This is a genomic window from Streptococcus sp. 5905 (genome assembly GCF_013276505.1).
GTDB lineage: Bacteria > Bacillota > Bacilli > Lactobacillales > Streptococcaceae > Streptococcus.
The window spans coordinates 894901-911580 of the sequence record NZ_VMLC01000001.1 but is presented as its reverse complement, the minus strand read 5'-3'; the positions used below and the strand labels follow the sequence as shown (position 1 = coordinate 911580).

Here is a 16680-nt window from a genome sequence, read left to right as displayed (position 1 = left end):
TATGGTATTACAACGACATGAAATAAATGAAAAAGATACATGGGATCTTTCAACAATCTACCCAACAGACCAGGCTTGGGAAGAAGCCTTGAAAGATTTAACTGAAAAAGTACAAACAGCATCTCAGTATGAGGGGCATCTCTTGGATAGCGCAGACAGTTTGCTTGCGATCACAGAATTTTCACTTGATTTGGAACGCCAAGTTGAAAAGCTTTATGTCTATGCACATATGAAAAATGACCAGGACACGCGTGAAGCCAAGTATCAAGAGTACTATGCTAAGGCAATGACCCTATACAGTCAGTTAGAACAAGCCTTTTCATTCTATGAACCTGAGTTTATGGAGATTAGCGAAGAGCAGTATGAGGCTTTCCTAGAAGCTCAACCAAAACTCCAAGTTTACAAGCACTTTTTTGACAAGCTCTTGCAAAAGAAAGACCATGTTCTTTCGCAACGTGAGGAAGAATTGCTTGCTGGAGCAGGAGAAATCTTTGGCGCTGCTAGTGAAACCTTTGCTATTTTGGACAATGCGGATATTAGCTTCCCATACGTGCTTGATGACGAAGGCAAGGAAGTGCAACTCTCACACGGTACTTACATTCGTTTGATGGAGTCTAAAAACCGTGAAGTGCGTCGTGGTGCCTATGAAGCCCTCTATGCGACTTACGAGCAATTCCAACACACTTATGCTAAGACTTTGCAGACAAATGTCAAGGTGCAAAACTACCGCGCAAAAGTTCGCAACTATAAGAGCGCTCGCCATGCAGCTCTCGCAGCAAACTTTGTTCCAGAAAGTGTCTATGACAATCTAGTAGCAGCAGTTCGTAAGCATTTGCCACTCTTGCATCGATACCTAGAACTTCGTTCTAAAATCTTGGGGATTTCAGATCTCAAGATGTACGATGTTTACACACCACTTTCGTCAGTAGATTATAGCTTTACCTACCAAGAAGCCTTGAAAAAGGCAGAAGAAGCTTTGGCGGTTTTAGGTGATGACTACTTGAGCCGTGTTAAACGTGCCTTCAGTGAGCGTTGGATTGATGTCTATGAAAACCAAGGCAAGCGTTCTGGTGCCTATTCTGGTGGTTCTTATGATACAAATGCCTTCATGCTTTTAAACTGGCAGGACAATCTAGACAATCTCTTTACCCTTGTCCATGAAACAGGTCACAGTATGCACTCAAGCTATACTCGTGAAACCCAACCTTATGTTTACGGAGATTATTCTATCTTCTTGGCTGAGATTGCCTCAACGACTAACGAAAATATCTTGACAGAGAAATTGTTGGAAGAAGTAGAAGATGACGCGACTCGTTTTGCTATTCTCAATAACTTCCTAGACGGTTTCCGTGGAACAGTCTTCCGTCAAACTCAATTCGCTGAGTTTGAACATGCCATCCACCAAGCAGACCAAAATGGAGAAGTCTTGACAAGTGATTTCCTCAATAAACTCTACGCTGACCTGAACCAAGAGTACTATGGACTCAGCAAGGAAGACAATCCTCAGATCCAATTCGAGTGGGCACGCATTCCACACTTCTACTATAACTACTATGTTTATCAATATTCAACTGGTTTTGCAGCTGCTTCAGCCTTGGCTGAGAAGATTGTCCATGGTAGCCAAAAAGACCGTGACCGCTATATAGACTACCTCAAGGCAGGTAAGTCAGACTATCCACTCAATGTTATGAGAAAAGCGGGTGTTGATATGGAAAAAGAAGACTATCTTAACGATGCCTTTGCAGTCTTTGAACGTCGCTTGAACGAGTTTGAAGCCCTTGTTGAAAAATTGGGACTAGCTTAAGATGGTAGAGTCTTATAGTAAAAATGCCAATCACAATATGCGCCGGCCTGTCGTCAAGGAAGAAATCGTAGAACTCATGCGCCAGCGTCAAAAACAGGTGACAGGTTCTTTGAAAGAATTGGAGACCTTCGCTCGCAAGGAAAACATTCCCATCATTCCCCATGAAACGGTCGCGTATTTTCGATTTCTCATGGAGACCATACAGCCCAAGAAGATTTTGGAAATTGGGACAGCAATTGGCTTTTCAGCCCTCTTGATGGCGGAACATGCGCCAGATGCCAAGATTACAACGATTGACCGTAATCCTGAGATGATCGGCTTTGCCAAGGAAAACTTTGCTCAGTTTGATAGTCGCAAGCAAATCACCCTCTTAGAGGGAGATGCAGTCGATGTTTTATCTAGTCTGACAGAAACTTATGACTTTGTCTTTATGGATTCGGCCAAGTCCAAGTACATTATCTTTCTACCAGAGATTCTCAAACATTTAGAAGTTGGTGGCGTAGTCGTCTTGGATGATATTTTCCAAGGGGGCGATGTTGCCAAGGACATCATGGAAGTCCGTCGAGGTCAGCGCACCATTTATAAAGGTTTGCAAAGACTTTTTGACGCAACTTTGGACAATCAAGGTCTAACAGCAACTCTAGTTCCACTTGGCGATGGGATTCTCATGCTGAGAAAAAATGTGGCAGATGTGCAGCTTCCTGAGAGTGAATGATTTTTAGAAAAATTTAAGACAATTTAGTAAAATAGAGAAGGTAACTTACCATAAAAGGAGTAAACATGAAGAAAAAACTATTGGCAGGAGCCATTACATTATTATCTGTAGCGACTTTGGCTGCTTGTTCAAAAAGTTCTGAAGGGGCTGACCTCATCAGCATGAAGGGTGATGTCGTCACTGAACACCAATTTTATGAACAAGTCAAAAACAATCCAACTGCGCAACAAGTCTTGCTTAATATGACCATCCAAAAAGTATTTGAAAAACAATATGGTTCAGAAGTGACTGACAAAGAGGTGGATGATGCCGTTGCTGAGGAACAAAAGAAATACGGCGATAGCTACAACAGCGTACTTCAACGTGCGGGTATGACTCCTGAGACTCGTAAAGCTCAAATTCGCACAAGTAAGTTGGTCGAATTGGCAGTTAAAAAAGCCGCAGAGAGTGAATTGACTGACGAAGCTTACCAAAAAGCTTTTGAGTCTTATACACCAGATGTAACAGCTCAGATCATCCGTATGGATAATGAAGACAAGGCCAAAGAAGTGCTCGAAAAAGCAAAAGCTGAAGGAGCTGATTTTGCTCAGTTGGCAAAAGACAACTCAAATGATGACAAGACAAAAGAAAATGGTGGCGAAATCACTTTTGACTCTGCTTCAACAGAACTTCCAGAACAAGTCAAGAAGGCGGCCTTTGCCTTGGATGTGAATGGTGTCTCTGATGTTATCACAGCGACTGGAACACAAGCCTACAGTACCCAATACTACATTATTAAGCTAACCAAGAAAACAGAAAAATCATCAAACCTAGATGACTACAAAGAAAAATTGAAAACGGTCATCCTTGCTCAGAAACAAAACGATTCATCTTTCGTTCAGAGCGTTATCGGAAAAGAATTCCAAGCTGCAAATATTAAAGTGAAAGATCCTGTTTTCCAAAATATCTTTGCCCAATACGTTGGTGGTGCAGACTCAAACTCAAGCAGTAGCTCATCAGCAGAATAAAAAAGAAAATACAAACTTTGTCTTGAAGTTTGTATTTTTTGTGATCAGTTTCGGCAAAATAGCAAAATTCGAAGGATTGGAGGATAAGAGTTTTTTTCTTTCTGAAAAAATGGTATAATAGCAATCAAAACTAGAAAATAAAACGGAATTAGGAACAGTTTTCTCTGTTTCTATTAGAGTGGTGACATATGAAAATTAGTAAAAGGCACCTATTGAACTATTCCATTTTGATTCCTTACCTCCTTTTATCGATTTTGGGTCTAATTGTTGTTTACTCAACGACGAGTGCTACCTTGATCCAAGAAGGGAAAAGTGCTCTTCAGTTAGCTCGGAACCAAGGAATGTTTTGGGTAGTTAGTTTGGTTTTAATTGCCTTAATTTATAAACTGAAACTTGGTTTTTTAAGAAATGAACGCTTGATTTTTATCGTTATGTTTGTAGAGATGATTCTCCTAGCTTTGGCTCGGCTAATTGGAACACCAGTCAATGGTGCCTACGGTTGGATTTCTGTAGGACCTGTAACGATTCAGCCTGCAGAGTATCTTAAGATTATCATTATTTGGTACCTAGCCCATCGATTCTCAAAACAGCAAGATGAGATAGCTGTTTACGACTTCCAAGTCTTGACTCAGAATCAGTGGTTACCTCGAGCTTTTAACGACTGGCGTTTCGTTTTACTGGTTTTGATTGGTAGTCTGGGAATTTTCCCTGACTTGGGAAATGCGACCATTCTGGTCTTGGTGTCGCTGCTTATGTACACAGTCAGCGGAATTGCCTATCGTTGGTTCTCGACTATTCTAGCTCTCTTAGCAGGAAGTTCTATTTTAGTCTTGTCTGTCATTCGCTTTGTCGGGGTTGAAAAGTTTTCTCAAATTCCGGTATTTGGTTACGTTGCTAAACGTTTCAGCGCCTTCTTTAATCCCTTTACTGACTTGGCGGGTGCAGGACACCAGCTCGCAAATTCCTACTATGCAATGGTAAATGGTGGCTGGTTTGGACTTGGATTAGGAAATTCCATTGAGAAACGTGGTTATTTGCCAGAAGCACATACGGATTTCGTCTTTTCAATCGTCATAGAGGAATTTGGATTTGTAGGAGCGGGTATGATTTTGGCTTTACTCTTCTTTTTGATTTTGCGAATCATCCTGGTTGGTATTCGAGCTAAGGACCCCTTTAACTCTATGGTTGCCATCGGTGTCGGGGGGATGATTCTGGTTCAGGTCTTTGTCAATATTGGTGGGATTTCTGGGTTGATCCCTTCTACAGGGGTAACCTTCCCCTTCCTTTCACAAGGGGGGAATAGTCTCCTAGTCTTATCTGTAGCCATTGCCTTTGTACTAAATATCGATGCCAGCGAAAAACGTGCCAAACTTATCAGAGAATATGAAGGTCAAACTTCTGTCACTCTATAAGGATTGAATGGAAAGGAAAGTTTATGTCACTTCAAAAATTAGAAAACTATAGCAATAAAGCCGTCGTCCAAGAAGAAGTCTTGATTTTGACAGAGCTATTAGAAGACATCACAAAAAATATGCTTGCGCCAGAGACCTTTGATAAAATTATGCAGTTGAAGGACTTGTCTACAAGCGAAAATTATCAAGGTCTCAATAAATTGGTGACCAGCCTTTCAAACGAGGAAATGATTTATATTTCTCGCTATTTCTCCATCCTTCCTCTTTTAATCAATATCTCTGAGGATGTGGACTTAGCCTATGAAATCAATCACCAAAATAATGTGGATCAAGACTATCTAGGAAAACTGTCAACAACCATTAAGATGGTGGCTGAAAAAGAAAACGCGGCTGCAATTTTGGAGCAGCTGAATGTGGTTCCAGTTTTGACGGCCCACCCGACTCAAGTACAACGCAAGAGTATGCTGGATTTAACCAATCATATCCATACACTCTTACGGAAGTACCGTGATGTCAAACTAGGCTTGATTAATAAAGAAAAGTGGCACACAGATCTTCGTCGTTACATTGAAATTATCATGCAAACCGACATGATTCGTGAGAAGAAATTGAAAGTAACCAACGAAATCACCAACGTGATGGAGTACTACCAAAGTTCTTTCCTGAATGCTGTTCCACGTTTGACGGCTGAGTATAAAAAATTAGCTAAAGAACAAGGTATTGAGCTCCAACATCCAAAACCGATTACAATGGGGATGTGGATCGGAGGAGACCGTGATGGAAATCCTTTCGTAACAGCGGAAACCCTCAACAAATCAGCCTTGACTCAGTGCGAAGTCATCATGAACTACTATGATGAAAAGATTTATAACCTCTATCGTGAATTCTCACTTTCAACCAGTATTGTGAATGTTAGTGACAAGGTTCGTGAGATGGCACTTAAGTCACAGGACAACTCGATTTATCGTGAAAAAGAACTCTATCGTCGTGCTCTTTTTGACATCCAAGCTAAGATGCAGGCAACCAAGACCTATCTTATCGAAGATAAGGATGTTCATCCAAGATATGCTACTGCAGATGAATTCTACCAAGACTTGTTGGCCATCCGAGATTCTCTCCTCGAGAACAAAGGTGAATACCTGATTTCAGGAGAATTTGTCGAATTGATGCAAGCTGTCGAAATCTTTGGTTTCTATCTTGCCTCTATCGACATGCGCCAAGATTCTAGTGTCCACGAAGCTTGTGTCGCAGAATTGTTAGCATCCGCAGGCATCAACGACCATTATAGCGATCTTTCTGAAGATGAAAAATGCGCCCTCCTCTTGAAGGAGTTGGAAGAAGATCCTCGTATCCTCTCAGCAACTCATGCTGAAAAGTCAGAACTACTTGAGAAAGAACTATCTATCTTTAAAGCCGCTCGCAAGTTGAAGGATAAATTAGGTGAAAACGTCATCCGTCAAACCATCATCTCTCATGCAACCAGCGTGTCTGATATGCTAGAACTAGCAATTATGCTCAAGGAAGTCGGCTTGGTAGATGCTCAAAAAGCCCGTGTTCAGATTGTTCCCCTCTTTGAAACGATCGAAGACTTGGATCATTCGGAAGAAACCATGAGAAGATATTTCTCTCTTCCTTTGGCTAAAAAATGGATTGCTTCAAAAGACAACTACCAAGAAATCATGCTAGGTTACTCTGATAGCAACAAGGACGGTGGTTACCTGTCATCATGTTGGACTCTATATAAAGCTCAACAGCAACTGACTGCTATTGGAGACGAATTTGGCGTTAAAGTCACTTTCTTCCACGGTCGTGGTGGTACTGTGGGTCGTGGTGGTGGTCCAACTTATGAAGCCATCACATCTCAACCGCTCAAGTCTATCAAGGACCGTATCCGTCTGACTGAGCAGGGAGAAGTCATTGGAAACAAATACGGTAACAAAGACGCTGCTTATTACAATCTTGAAATGCTGGTTTCTGCAGCTATTAACCGTATGATTACCAAGAAGAAGAGTGATACTAATACGTCAAATCGTTACGAAGCTATCATGGATCAAGTAGTGGACCGCAGCTACGATATCTACCGTGATTTGGTCTTTGGAAATGAACATTTCTATGATTATTTCTTTGAATCAAGTCCAATCAAGGCTATTTCAAGCTTCAATATCGGTTCGCGTCCAGCAGCTCGTAAGACCATCACTGAAATCGGCGGTTTGCGTGCTATTCCTTGGGTCTTCTCATGGTCACAAAGCCGTGTCATGTTCCCTGGCTGGTATGGCGTAGGTTCAAGCTTCAAAGAATTTATTGATCAAGATCCAAAGAACATTGAGATTCTCCGTGACATGTACCAAAACTGGCCTTTCTTCCAATCTTTGCTTTCCAATGTGGACATGGTCTTGTCTAAGTCTAACATGAACATTGCCTTCGAATATGCCAAGCTTTGTGAAGATGAAGAAGTGCAGGCTATCTACTACACCATTTTAGATGAATGGCAATTGACCAAGAACGTTATTCTAGCTATCGAAGGTTATGACGAACTCTTGGCAGAAAACTCTTACCTAAAAGACAGTCTAAACTATCGTATGCCTTACTTTAATATCCTTAACTACATCCAGTTGGAGTTGATTAAACGTCAACGTCGTGGGGAATTGTCAGCAGACGAAGAAAGACTAATCCATACAACTATCAACGGAATTGCAACTGGTTTACGTAATTCAGGCTGATATTCTACAAACTTCCTCTTTTTCAAGGGGAAGTTTTTGAATTGTTTAAAAAATTCTAAAAATAGCCTTGACAAGTAGTTGAAAAATGATATAATTTAAACATTCAGAAAGTAATCATGCTCATTTTTTAGAGAGTCTGTGGTTGGTGAAAGCAGATAGATGAAATTGATGAAATTGGGCTGAATGTACTTAAGAATTTGAAATCATAAAAATTCGGTGAGCACACCTTACAGTGCAACTCGTTATTGCGAGAAAGAGCGATAGGGATATTCCCTATAATTGAGGTGGCACCGCGCATCGACGTCCTCACACAAGTTTTTTGTGTGAGGACTTTTTCTATGAGGAGGAAAGGTATTGGAATTTAAACGATGGCATCGCTTGATGATGTGATTTAAAAAGTTAAGGTAAAAGAATTAAGGAGAAAGAAAATGAAAAATAAACGTTTGATTGGAATTGTCGCTGGATTAGCAGTATTGGTGGTGGCTAGCTTGATTTATTCATCTATGAACAAGCCTGCAGCTAAGGTGGAGCAAAAAGTTGCTAAGGTTGGTGTCCTTCAGTTTGTTAGCCACCCCTCTTTAGACTTGATTTACCAAGGAATTCAAGATGGACTAGCTGAAGAAGGCTATAAAGACGATCAAGTAAAAATCGACTTTATGAACTCTGAAGGCGATCAGAGTAAGGTTGCAACCATGAGTAAACAATTGGTGGCAAATGGAAACGATGTTGTTGTTGGGATTGCAACACCAGCAGCTCAAGGACTCGCTAGTGCTACAAAAGACCTACCTGTTATCATGGCTGCAATTACAGACCCAATCGGTGCTAACTTGGTCAAAGATTTGAAAAAACCAGGTGGCAACATCACAGGGGTGTCAGACCACAACCCAGCTGAACAGCAAGTGGAATTGATTAAAACTTTGACACCAAATGTCAAAACAATCGGTGCTCTTTACTCAAGTAGCGAAGATAACTCAAAAACACAGGTAGAAGAATTCAAGGCTTATGCTGAAAAAGCAGGTTTGACAGTCGAAACCTTTGCCGTTCCATCAACAAATGAAATTGCTTCAACAGTCAATGTCATGACAAGCAAGGTCGATGCAATCTGGGTTCCAATTGACAACACCATTGCATCCGCATTCTCAACAGTTGTTTCAAGTAACCAAACAGCTAAAAAGCCAATCTATCCAAGTGCCACTGCTATGGTAGAAGCAGGTGGATTAGCATCTGTAGTAGTTGACCAACACGATCTTGGAGTGGCTACTGGTAAAATGATTGCCAAAGTTTTGAAAGGTGAAAAACCAGCTGATACGCCAGTTAATGTCTTCTCAACTGGTAAGTCAGTGATTAACAAAAAACTAGCGCAGGAACTTGGTATCACCATTCCTGAGTCTGTTCTAAAAGAAGCAGGACAAGTGATTGAATAAGGAAAAAGGAGGAGCTGGACACATCTCCTCCCATTTTTACTAAAGAAAGAAATGAGTGAAAGATTATGATAGTATCCATTATTTCTCAGGGGATGGTCTGGGCGATTTTAGGTTTGGGAATCTTTATGACTTTCCGAATTTTGAATTTCCCTGATATGACTACTGAAGGCTCTTTTCCTCTAGGAGGAGCAGTAGCTGTAACCTTGATAACACAGGGAGTCAATCCATTTTTAGCAACCTTGACTGCAGTAGGAGCAGGTTGTCTAGCTGGTATGGCGACAGGTCTCTTATATACCAAAGGAAAAATTCCAACTCTCTTATCAGGGATTCTGGTCATGACTTCTTGCCATTCCATCATGCTCATGATTATGGGGCGTGCCAATTTGGGGCTTCTTGGAACCAAGCAAATTCAGGATGTCTTGCCTTTTGATTCAGACCTTAACCAACTCTTGACTGGATTAATCTTTGTAGCTCTTGTTATTGGCCTTATGCTCTTTTTCCTAGATACCAAACTAGGTCAGGCATACATCGCTACAGGTGACAATCCTGATATGGCTCGTAGCTTTGGTATCAATACGGGACGTATGGAACTCATGGGCTTGGTTCTCTCAAATGGGATTATCGCGCTTGCAGGAGCCTTAATTGCTCAACAAGAAGGATATGCGGATGTTTCACGAGGTATCGGGGTTATCGTAGTTGGTCTAGCTAGCTTGATTATTGGTGAGGTTTTGTTTAAGAGTTTGACTCTGGCAGAGCGCCTCATGACCATCGTCGTTGGCTCTATCGCCTATCAGTTCCTCGTCTGGGGAGTGATTGCTCTTGGATTTAACACAAGTTATCTTCGTTTGTACAGCGCCTTGATTTTGGCAGTTTGTCTCATGATTCCAACCTTCAAAAGCAAATACCTGAAAGGAGTCAAGTTTAGCAAATGACAGCAATTGTAGAATTAAAAAATGCTACCAAAGTCATCACGAATGGCTTTGATGAGGAAAAAATCATTCTGAATGATGTTTCTCTTGAAATTTTCGAACATGATTTCATTACCATCCTAGGTGGAAATGGAGCTGGGAAGTCAACTCTTTTTAACACTATTGCAGGTACCCTACCTTTAACAAGTGGAAGTATCCGTATCATGGGCGAGGACGTGACGCATTTTTCACCTGAAAAGCGGGCTAAGTACCTGTCTCGTGTTTTTCAGGATCCTAAAATGGGTACGGCTCCTCGTATGACGGTGGCGGAAAATCTCTTGATTGCCAAGTTTCGTGGTGAGAAGAGAGGACTCCTTCCTAGAAGGCTATCAAGTCACCGGGAAGAGTTTCAAGCAACCATTGAAAAAGTGGGAAATGGTCTTGAGAAACACTTGGACACTCCGATTGAATTTCTTTCAGGTGGACAACGTCAGGCCTTGAGTCTCTTGATGGCAACCTTGAAGCGACCAGAGTTGCTCTTGTTGGATGAACACACAGCAGCTCTCGACCCAAAGACCAGTGTTGCTTTGATGGAGTTAACAGATGACTTTGTCAGCAAGGATCATCTAACAGCCTTGATGATTACCCACCATATGGAGGATGCACTGAAGTATGGAAATCGTCTGATAGTCATGAAGGAAGGCCGTATCATCCAAGACCTCAATAAAGAAGAAAAAGCTAAGATGAAAATCTCAGACTACTATCAATTATTTGAATAGATGAGTTAAATAATCATCAAAAAATAGAGAAGAGAAACTTAGAAGCATTAAAGTGTTTCTGAGTTTTTTATCTCCTCTTTCTATATAGAAGAATAAGGCAAAGAGAATTACGGAAAGCGTATGAAATGGTTTACTTTTTTTCAGAAATAAGCTATACTAGTTTACGTGAAACTATGATAAGATGGAGGTATTGTGTATGGTTGACAAGCAAGTCATTGAAGAAATCAAAAACAATGCCAACATTGTGGAAGTCATAGGTGATGTAATTTCTTTACAAAAGGCTGGACGGAACTATTTAGGGCTCTGTCCTTTTCATGGTGAAAAGACCCCCTCTTTCAACGTTGTGGAAGACAAGCAGTTTTATCACTGTTTCGGTTGTGGGCGCTCAGGAGATGTTTTTAAGTTCATCGAAGAATACCAAGGTGTGTCCTTTATGGAAGCCGTTCAGCTCTTAGGGGAGCGCGTCGGTATTCAACTAGCCATGCCTGTCCAGTCTCGTCCTAAACAGGCTTCCCCTCATCAAGCTTTATATGACATGCATGAAGAAGCTGCCCGTTTTTACCACGCAATCCTCATGACGACTAAGATGGGAGAAGAAGCAAGAGCTTATCTCTACAAACGTGGATTGACAGACGATGTTTTGAAGCATTTCCAGATTGGACTGGCTCCAGCAGAGAGAACCTATCTCTACCAACGTTTATCTGACAAGTTTGAGGAAAAGGATTTATTGGATTCTGGCTTGTTTTATCTGTCAGATGGCAATCAGTTTTATGATACCTTTTTCGGACGGATCATCTTTCCTTTGACCAATGACAAGGGGCAGGTTATTGCCTTTTCTGGTCGTGTCTGGCAAGAAACGGATAGTCAGACTGCTAAGTATAAAAATAGTCGTTCAACTGCAATTTTTAACAAGAGTTATGAATTGTATCATTTGGACAAGGCTAAAAAGGGAACAGGTAAAATCACAGAACTCTATTTGATGGAAGGCTTCATGGATGTTATCGCAGCCTACCGTGCTGGTATAGAAAATGCTGTAGCTTCCATGGGAACAGCCTTAAGCAAGGAGCATGTTGACCACCTCAAACGCTTTACCAAAAAAATTGTTCTCAGCTATGATGGCGATAAGGCAGGGCAGGCGGCAACAGCCAAAGCTCTGGAAGAATTAAAAGATTTCTCAGTGGAGGTTGTTCGAGTACCTGATGCCATGGACCCAGATGAGTATTTGCAAAAGAATTCTGCTGAAGACCTGGCCTACCTCTTAACAAAGACTCGGATTAGTCCCATAGAGTTCTATATTCAACAGCTCAAGCCTGATAATAGTGATAACTTGCAAGCGCAAATCGAGTTCATTGAAAAGATTGCGCCCTTAATTGCCAAAGAAAAGTCTATCACTGCCCAGAATTCTTATATCCACATTCTGGCGGATAACCTACCTTCTTTTGATTACCAACAGGTAGAACAGATTGTAAATGAAAGTCGGATTGTTCAGAGACAGGAAAGAGTCAAAGAGGAGCAACCTCCAGCAGCGATTAGTATACCTGTAACGCGACAATTGACAGCAGTCATGAGAGCAGAGGCTCATCTCCTCTATAGGATGGCTGAAAATCCAGTTGTTTTAAATGACTACAGATTAAGAGAAGATTTTTTCTTTGATACCCCAGAATTTCAGATTCTTTACGAATTGTTAAGTGTAGAGGGAGAAATCGGTTCAGAGGAGCTTTCTCATCAGACGCCTGAGGTTGAAAATGCTTGGTACCATGTTCTTGGTCTAGATTTGCCAGCTGAGATGTCGCCTCAAGAGCTAGCGGAAGTCGAAGCGACTCGAAACCGTGCCCTCCTCAGCAAGGACAACTTACGAATTAAAAAGAAAGTGCAAGAAGCTAGTCATGTAGGAGATACAGACACAGCCTTGGAAGAATTGCAACGATTGATTTCCCAAAAGAGAAGAATGGAGTAATAATGGCAACAAAACAAAAAGAAGTAACCACATTTGATGTGCAAGTAGCAGACTTTATCCGTAACCACAAAAAAACAGGAACAGCAACAGACGACGAAATCAATTCAAGTCTGGTTATTCCTTTTACCCTAGATGCAGACGGCATTGAAGACCTTTTGCAACGGATTCAAGATGCTGGAATTTCTATCACAGACAACGAAGGAAATCCAAGTGCGCGTGTTCTTAGTGCAGAAGAAGAACCAGAACTCAGTGATGAGGACTTGATTGGCTCAACTTCTGCCAAGGTTAATGATCCAGTCCGTATGTATTTGAAGGAAATCGGGGTTGTTCCTCTCTTGACCAATGAAGAGGAAAAAGAATTGGCCCTTGCAGTTGAGGCAGGTGATATCGAAGCCAAACAACGTCTTGCCGAAGCCAACCTTCGTTTGGTGGTTTCGATCGCTAAGCGCTACGTAGGGCGTGGCATGCAGTTTCTGGATTTGATCCAAGAAGGAAACATGGGCTTGATGAAGGCCGTTGACAAGTTTGACTATTCAAAAGGATTTAAGTTTTCAACTTACGCAACTTGGTGGATTCGTCAGGCGATTACCCGTGCCATCGCTGACCAGGCCCGCACTATTCGTATCCCTGTCCACATGGTAGAAACGATTAACAAGCTTGTCCGAGAACAGCGTAATCTCCTTCAAGAATTAGGGCAAGATCCAACACCTGAACAAATCGCTGAGCGTATGGATATGACACCTGACAAGGTTCGTGAAATCTTGAAAATCGCCCAAGAACCAGTATCACTTGAAACACCGATTGGTGAAGAGGACGATAGCCATCTTGGGGACTTTATCGAAGACGAAGTGATTGAAAATCCAGTAGACTACACAACTCGTATCGTTTTGCGTGAGCAGTTGGATGAAGTTTTGGATACTCTCACAGACCGTGAAGAAAACGTCTTGCGCTTGCGCTTCGGTTTGGACGATGGGAAAATGCGTACTCTTGAAGATGTTGGTAAAGTCTTTAACGTGACTCGTGAGCGTATCCGTCAGATCGAGGCCAAGGCTTTGAGAAAATTGCGTCAACCAAGTCGCAGCAAACCCCTTCGTGATTTTATTGAAGACTAAGAGTGAGGAATAACATGGCTTATACAGAAGAGCAAATTGAAACGATCAAAACACGCATTTTAAATGCTTTGGAAGAAGTCATCGACCCTGAGTTGGGGATTGATATTGTCAACCTAGGTTTAATTTATGAAATTCGTTTTGATGGTGAAACAGGTCACACTGAAATTGATATGACCTTGACAACTATGGGCTGCCCACTGGCTGACCTTTTGACAGACCAGATACATGATGCGATGACAGATGTGCCTGAGGTAACTAATACCGAAGTTAAATTGGTCTGGTATCCAGCTTGGACGGTTGAAAAAATGAGCCGATACGCGCGTATCGCCCTAGGAATTAAATAAAGACTAAGAAAAATGAGAGAGACGATTGGAAAATAAGGTAAATTTATCCTTTTTCCTTTGGTCTCTTCTTTCTTTTGCTGATTTTCTGGAAATAAAATGGTATAATGAAAGGTATGGAAAACGAAAAAATGCGTATTAATATGCTAAGTTCAAGTGAAAAAGTGGCTGGTCAAGGAGTATCAGGAGCCTACCGTGAGTTGGTACGTCTTCTACATCGTGATGCCCAAGATCAGTTAATTGTTACGGAGAATCTTCCTGTAGAGGCAGATGTAACCCACTTTCATACCATTGATTTCCCCTATTATTTATCTACTTTCCAAAAGAAACGCTCGGGGAGAAAAATTGGCTATGTTCATTTTTTGCCTGATACGCTTGAGGGGAGTTTGAAAATTCCATTTTTCCTAAAAGGAATTGTCAAACGCTATGTTTTTTCATTTTACAACCGAATGGAACACTTGGTGGTGGTCAATCCCATGTTTATCGAGGATTTGGTGGCTGCTGGAATTCCGCGTGAAAAAGTAACTTATATTCCAAACTTTGTAAATAAGGAAAAATGGCATCCACTGCCAGCTGACCAAGTAGCTAAACTTCGTCAGGAAATGGATTTAGCCGAAGATCAGTTTGTTGTTGTCGGTGCAGGTCAGGTTCAGAAACGTAAAGGAATTGATGACTTTATCCGCCTTGCGGAGGAATTGCCAGAAATTACATTTATCTGGGCTGGTGGTTTTTCGTTTGGTGGAATGACAGATGGTTACGAACGCTATAAGAAGATTATGGACAATCCACCCAAAAATCTTATTTTCCCAGGTATTGTTCCGCCAGAGCGGATGCGTGAGTTCTATGCTTTAGCAGATTTGTTCTTGCTACCAAGTTACAATGAATTATTCCCCATGACCATCTTAGAGGCAGCTAGTTGCGAGGCTCCGATTATGTTGAGGGACTTGGATCTGTATAAGGTTATTCTCGATGGGAATTATCGTGCTACAAGTGATGTTTCTGAGATGAAAGAAGCAATCCTAGAATACAAGAATGACCCTGAAGCTTTAAAAGACTTGAAAGAAAAAGCTCGCGAGATCTCCAAAGAGTACTCTGAGGAGCATTTGTTGGAAATCTGGTTAAAATTTTATCGAGAACAGGCTGCTTTGGGCAAAAAGTGAGGTAATTTATGCGAATTGGTTTATTTACAGATACCTATTTCCCTCAAGTTTCCGGGGTCGCGACTAGTATTCGGACTTTGAAAACTGAGCTTGAGAAGCAAGGGCATGCAGTTTTTATCTTTACAACAACTGATAAAGATGTGAATCGATACGAGGATTGGCAAATTATTCGCATTCCGAGTGTCCCTTTCTTTGCGTTTAAGGATCGACGATTTGCCTACCGAGGTTTTACAAAGGCGCTTGAAATTGCCAAGCAGTATCAACTCGACATCATTCATACCCAGACAGAATTTTCACTTGGTTTGTTAGGGATTTGGATTGCGAGAGAATTGAAAATTCCAGTTATTCATACCTACCATACCCAGTATGAAGACTATGTGCATTACATTGCTAAGGGCATGCTGATTCGGCCAAGTATGGTAAAATATCTGGTACGAGGCTTCCTTCACGATGTGGATGGAGTGATTTGTCCTAGTGAAATTGTGCGGGACCTTCTATCTAAGTACAAAGTCAAGGTTGAAAAGCGTGTTATCCCTACTGGTATCGAGTTAGCTAAATTTGAACGACCTGAGATTAAAGAAGAGAATTTAGCAGCCCTTCGATCTAAGCTTGGGATTAAAGAAGATGAGAAAATGTTGCTGAGTCTTTCTCGTATCTCCTATGAGAAGAATATCCAAGCAGTCCTAGATGCCTTTGTTGAGGTATTGAAAGAAGAAGACAAGGTGAAACTTGTTGTTGCAGGTGACGGCCCTTATCTGGACAGTCTGAAGGAACAAGCAGTGAAATTGCAGATCCAAGATCATGTGATTTTTACTGGTATGATTGCTCCAAGTGAGACAGCCTTATACTATAAAGCGGCTGATTTCTTTATCTCTGCATCCACTAGTGAAACCCAAGGCTTGACTTATCTAGAGAGTCTAGCCAGTGGAACGCCTGTTATCGCTCATGGCAATCCTTATCTGGATAATCTGATCAGTGACAAAATGTTTGGAACACTTTATTATGGAGAACGAGAGCTTGCGGGCGCTATCCTCGAAGCCTTGATAGCTACTCCTGATATGTCTGAACAAAAGTTGGCGGATAAGTTGTATGAGATTTCGGCTGAGAATTTTGGGAAGCGAGTTCATGAGTTTTATCTCGATGCGATGATTTCAAATAAATTTGAGCAGGAACTACGTGGAGATGAGCCTATGACACAGCGATTCTTAAAAACTATTTTGTACCTACCTCAGCAGGCTGTTTCAGCTCCGGTTAAAGAGTCTAAACGAATATTAAAGGCTTCTAAAAAGCAGTTGTCTAGCATCCGAGATTACTGGAGAGATTAGTAAAAATATAGGAGAA

Annotated in this window: 13 protein-coding genes and 1 other annotated feature; all 13 genes read left to right on the top strand. The window is 41.4% G+C overall.

Features of this window, described 5'->3' with window-relative positions; translation table 11 throughout:
* Window position 1 precedes the first annotated feature (1 nt).
* Entirely contained in the window at window positions 2-1804 is a 1803-nt protein-coding gene (gene pepF / locus HT680_RS04465) for an oligoendopeptidase F (protein ID WP_173258525.1), read from the top strand.
* 1 nt (window position 1805) lies between these two features.
* The gene (locus tag HT680_RS04460; RefSeq protein ID WP_173258523.1) at window positions 1806-2519 is read left to right on the top strand and encodes an O-methyltransferase; all 714 of its coding nucleotides are present in this window, start codon (window positions 1806-1808) and stop codon (window positions 2517-2519) included.
* 65 nt (window positions 2520-2584) lie between these two features.
* Window positions 2585-3526: a peptidylprolyl isomerase PrsA gene (gene prsA / locus HT680_RS04455; RefSeq protein WP_038805098.1), complete on the top strand. Its 942-nt coding sequence runs from the start codon at window positions 2585-2587 to the stop codon at window positions 3524-3526.
* A 188-nt stretch (window positions 3527-3714) separates the two neighbouring features.
* A complete protein-coding gene (locus tag HT680_RS04450; protein WP_173258521.1) occupies window positions 3715-4938 on the top strand; it encodes an FtsW/RodA/SpoVE family cell cycle protein in 1224 nt (407 codons plus the stop codon).
* A gap of 23 nt (window positions 4939-4961) precedes the next feature.
* Window positions 4962-7658 (top strand): phosphoenolpyruvate carboxylase, encoded by a 2697-nt coding sequence (gene ppc, locus HT680_RS04445; protein WP_173258519.1) that lies wholly within the window; start codon window positions 4962-4964, stop codon window positions 7656-7658.
* A 95-nt stretch (window positions 7659-7753) separates the two neighbouring features.
* Window positions 7754-7969: a binding site (T-box leader), on the top strand.
* A 117-nt stretch (window positions 7970-8086) separates the two neighbouring features.
* Window positions 8087-9082 carry a tryptophan ABC transporter substrate-binding protein gene (gene trpX, locus HT680_RS04440; protein ID WP_173258517.1) on the top strand — a complete coding sequence of 332 codons (996 nt, stop codon included), beginning with the start codon at window positions 8087-8089 and terminating at the stop codon, window positions 9080-9082.
* Between the two features lie 65 nt (window positions 9083-9147).
* Window positions 9148-10014, top strand: a complete 867-nt coding sequence (locus HT680_RS04435) for an ABC transporter permease (protein ID WP_061416716.1) — start codon at window positions 9148-9150, stop codon at window positions 10012-10014.
* Window positions 10011-10769: an ABC transporter ATP-binding protein gene (locus tag HT680_RS04430; RefSeq protein ID WP_000125419.1), complete on the top strand. Its 759-nt coding sequence runs from the start codon at window positions 10011-10013 to the stop codon at window positions 10767-10769. Before HT680_RS04435 ends, HT680_RS04430 begins: the two co-directional genes overlap by 4 nt.
* A gap of 196 nt (window positions 10770-10965) precedes the next feature.
* Complete coding sequence (dnaG, locus tag HT680_RS04425; protein ID WP_240146452.1) at window positions 10966-12726, top strand: DNA primase; 1761 nt, start codon at window positions 10966-10968, stop codon at window positions 12724-12726.
* A 2-nt stretch (window positions 12727-12728) separates the two neighbouring features.
* Entirely contained in the window at window positions 12729-13838 is a 1110-nt protein-coding gene (rpoD, locus tag HT680_RS04420; protein ID WP_000201892.1) for an RNA polymerase sigma factor RpoD, read from the top strand.
* Between the two features lie 14 nt (window positions 13839-13852).
* Window positions 13853-14182: a metal-sulfur cluster assembly factor gene (locus HT680_RS04415; RefSeq protein ID WP_000331930.1), complete on the top strand. Its 330-nt coding sequence runs from the start codon at window positions 13853-13855 to the stop codon at window positions 14180-14182.
* Between the two features lie 113 nt (window positions 14183-14295).
* The gene (locus tag HT680_RS04410; RefSeq protein ID WP_173258513.1) at window positions 14296-15339 is read left to right on the top strand and encodes a glycosyltransferase family 4 protein; all 1044 of its coding nucleotides are present in this window, start codon (window positions 14296-14298) and stop codon (window positions 15337-15339) included.
* An 8-nt stretch (window positions 15340-15347) separates the two neighbouring features.
* Window positions 15348-16664: a glycosyltransferase family 4 protein gene (locus HT680_RS04405; RefSeq protein ID WP_173258511.1), complete on the top strand. Its 1317-nt coding sequence runs from the start codon at window positions 15348-15350 to the stop codon at window positions 16662-16664.
* The last annotated feature ends 16 nt before the right edge of the window (window positions 16665-16680 follow it).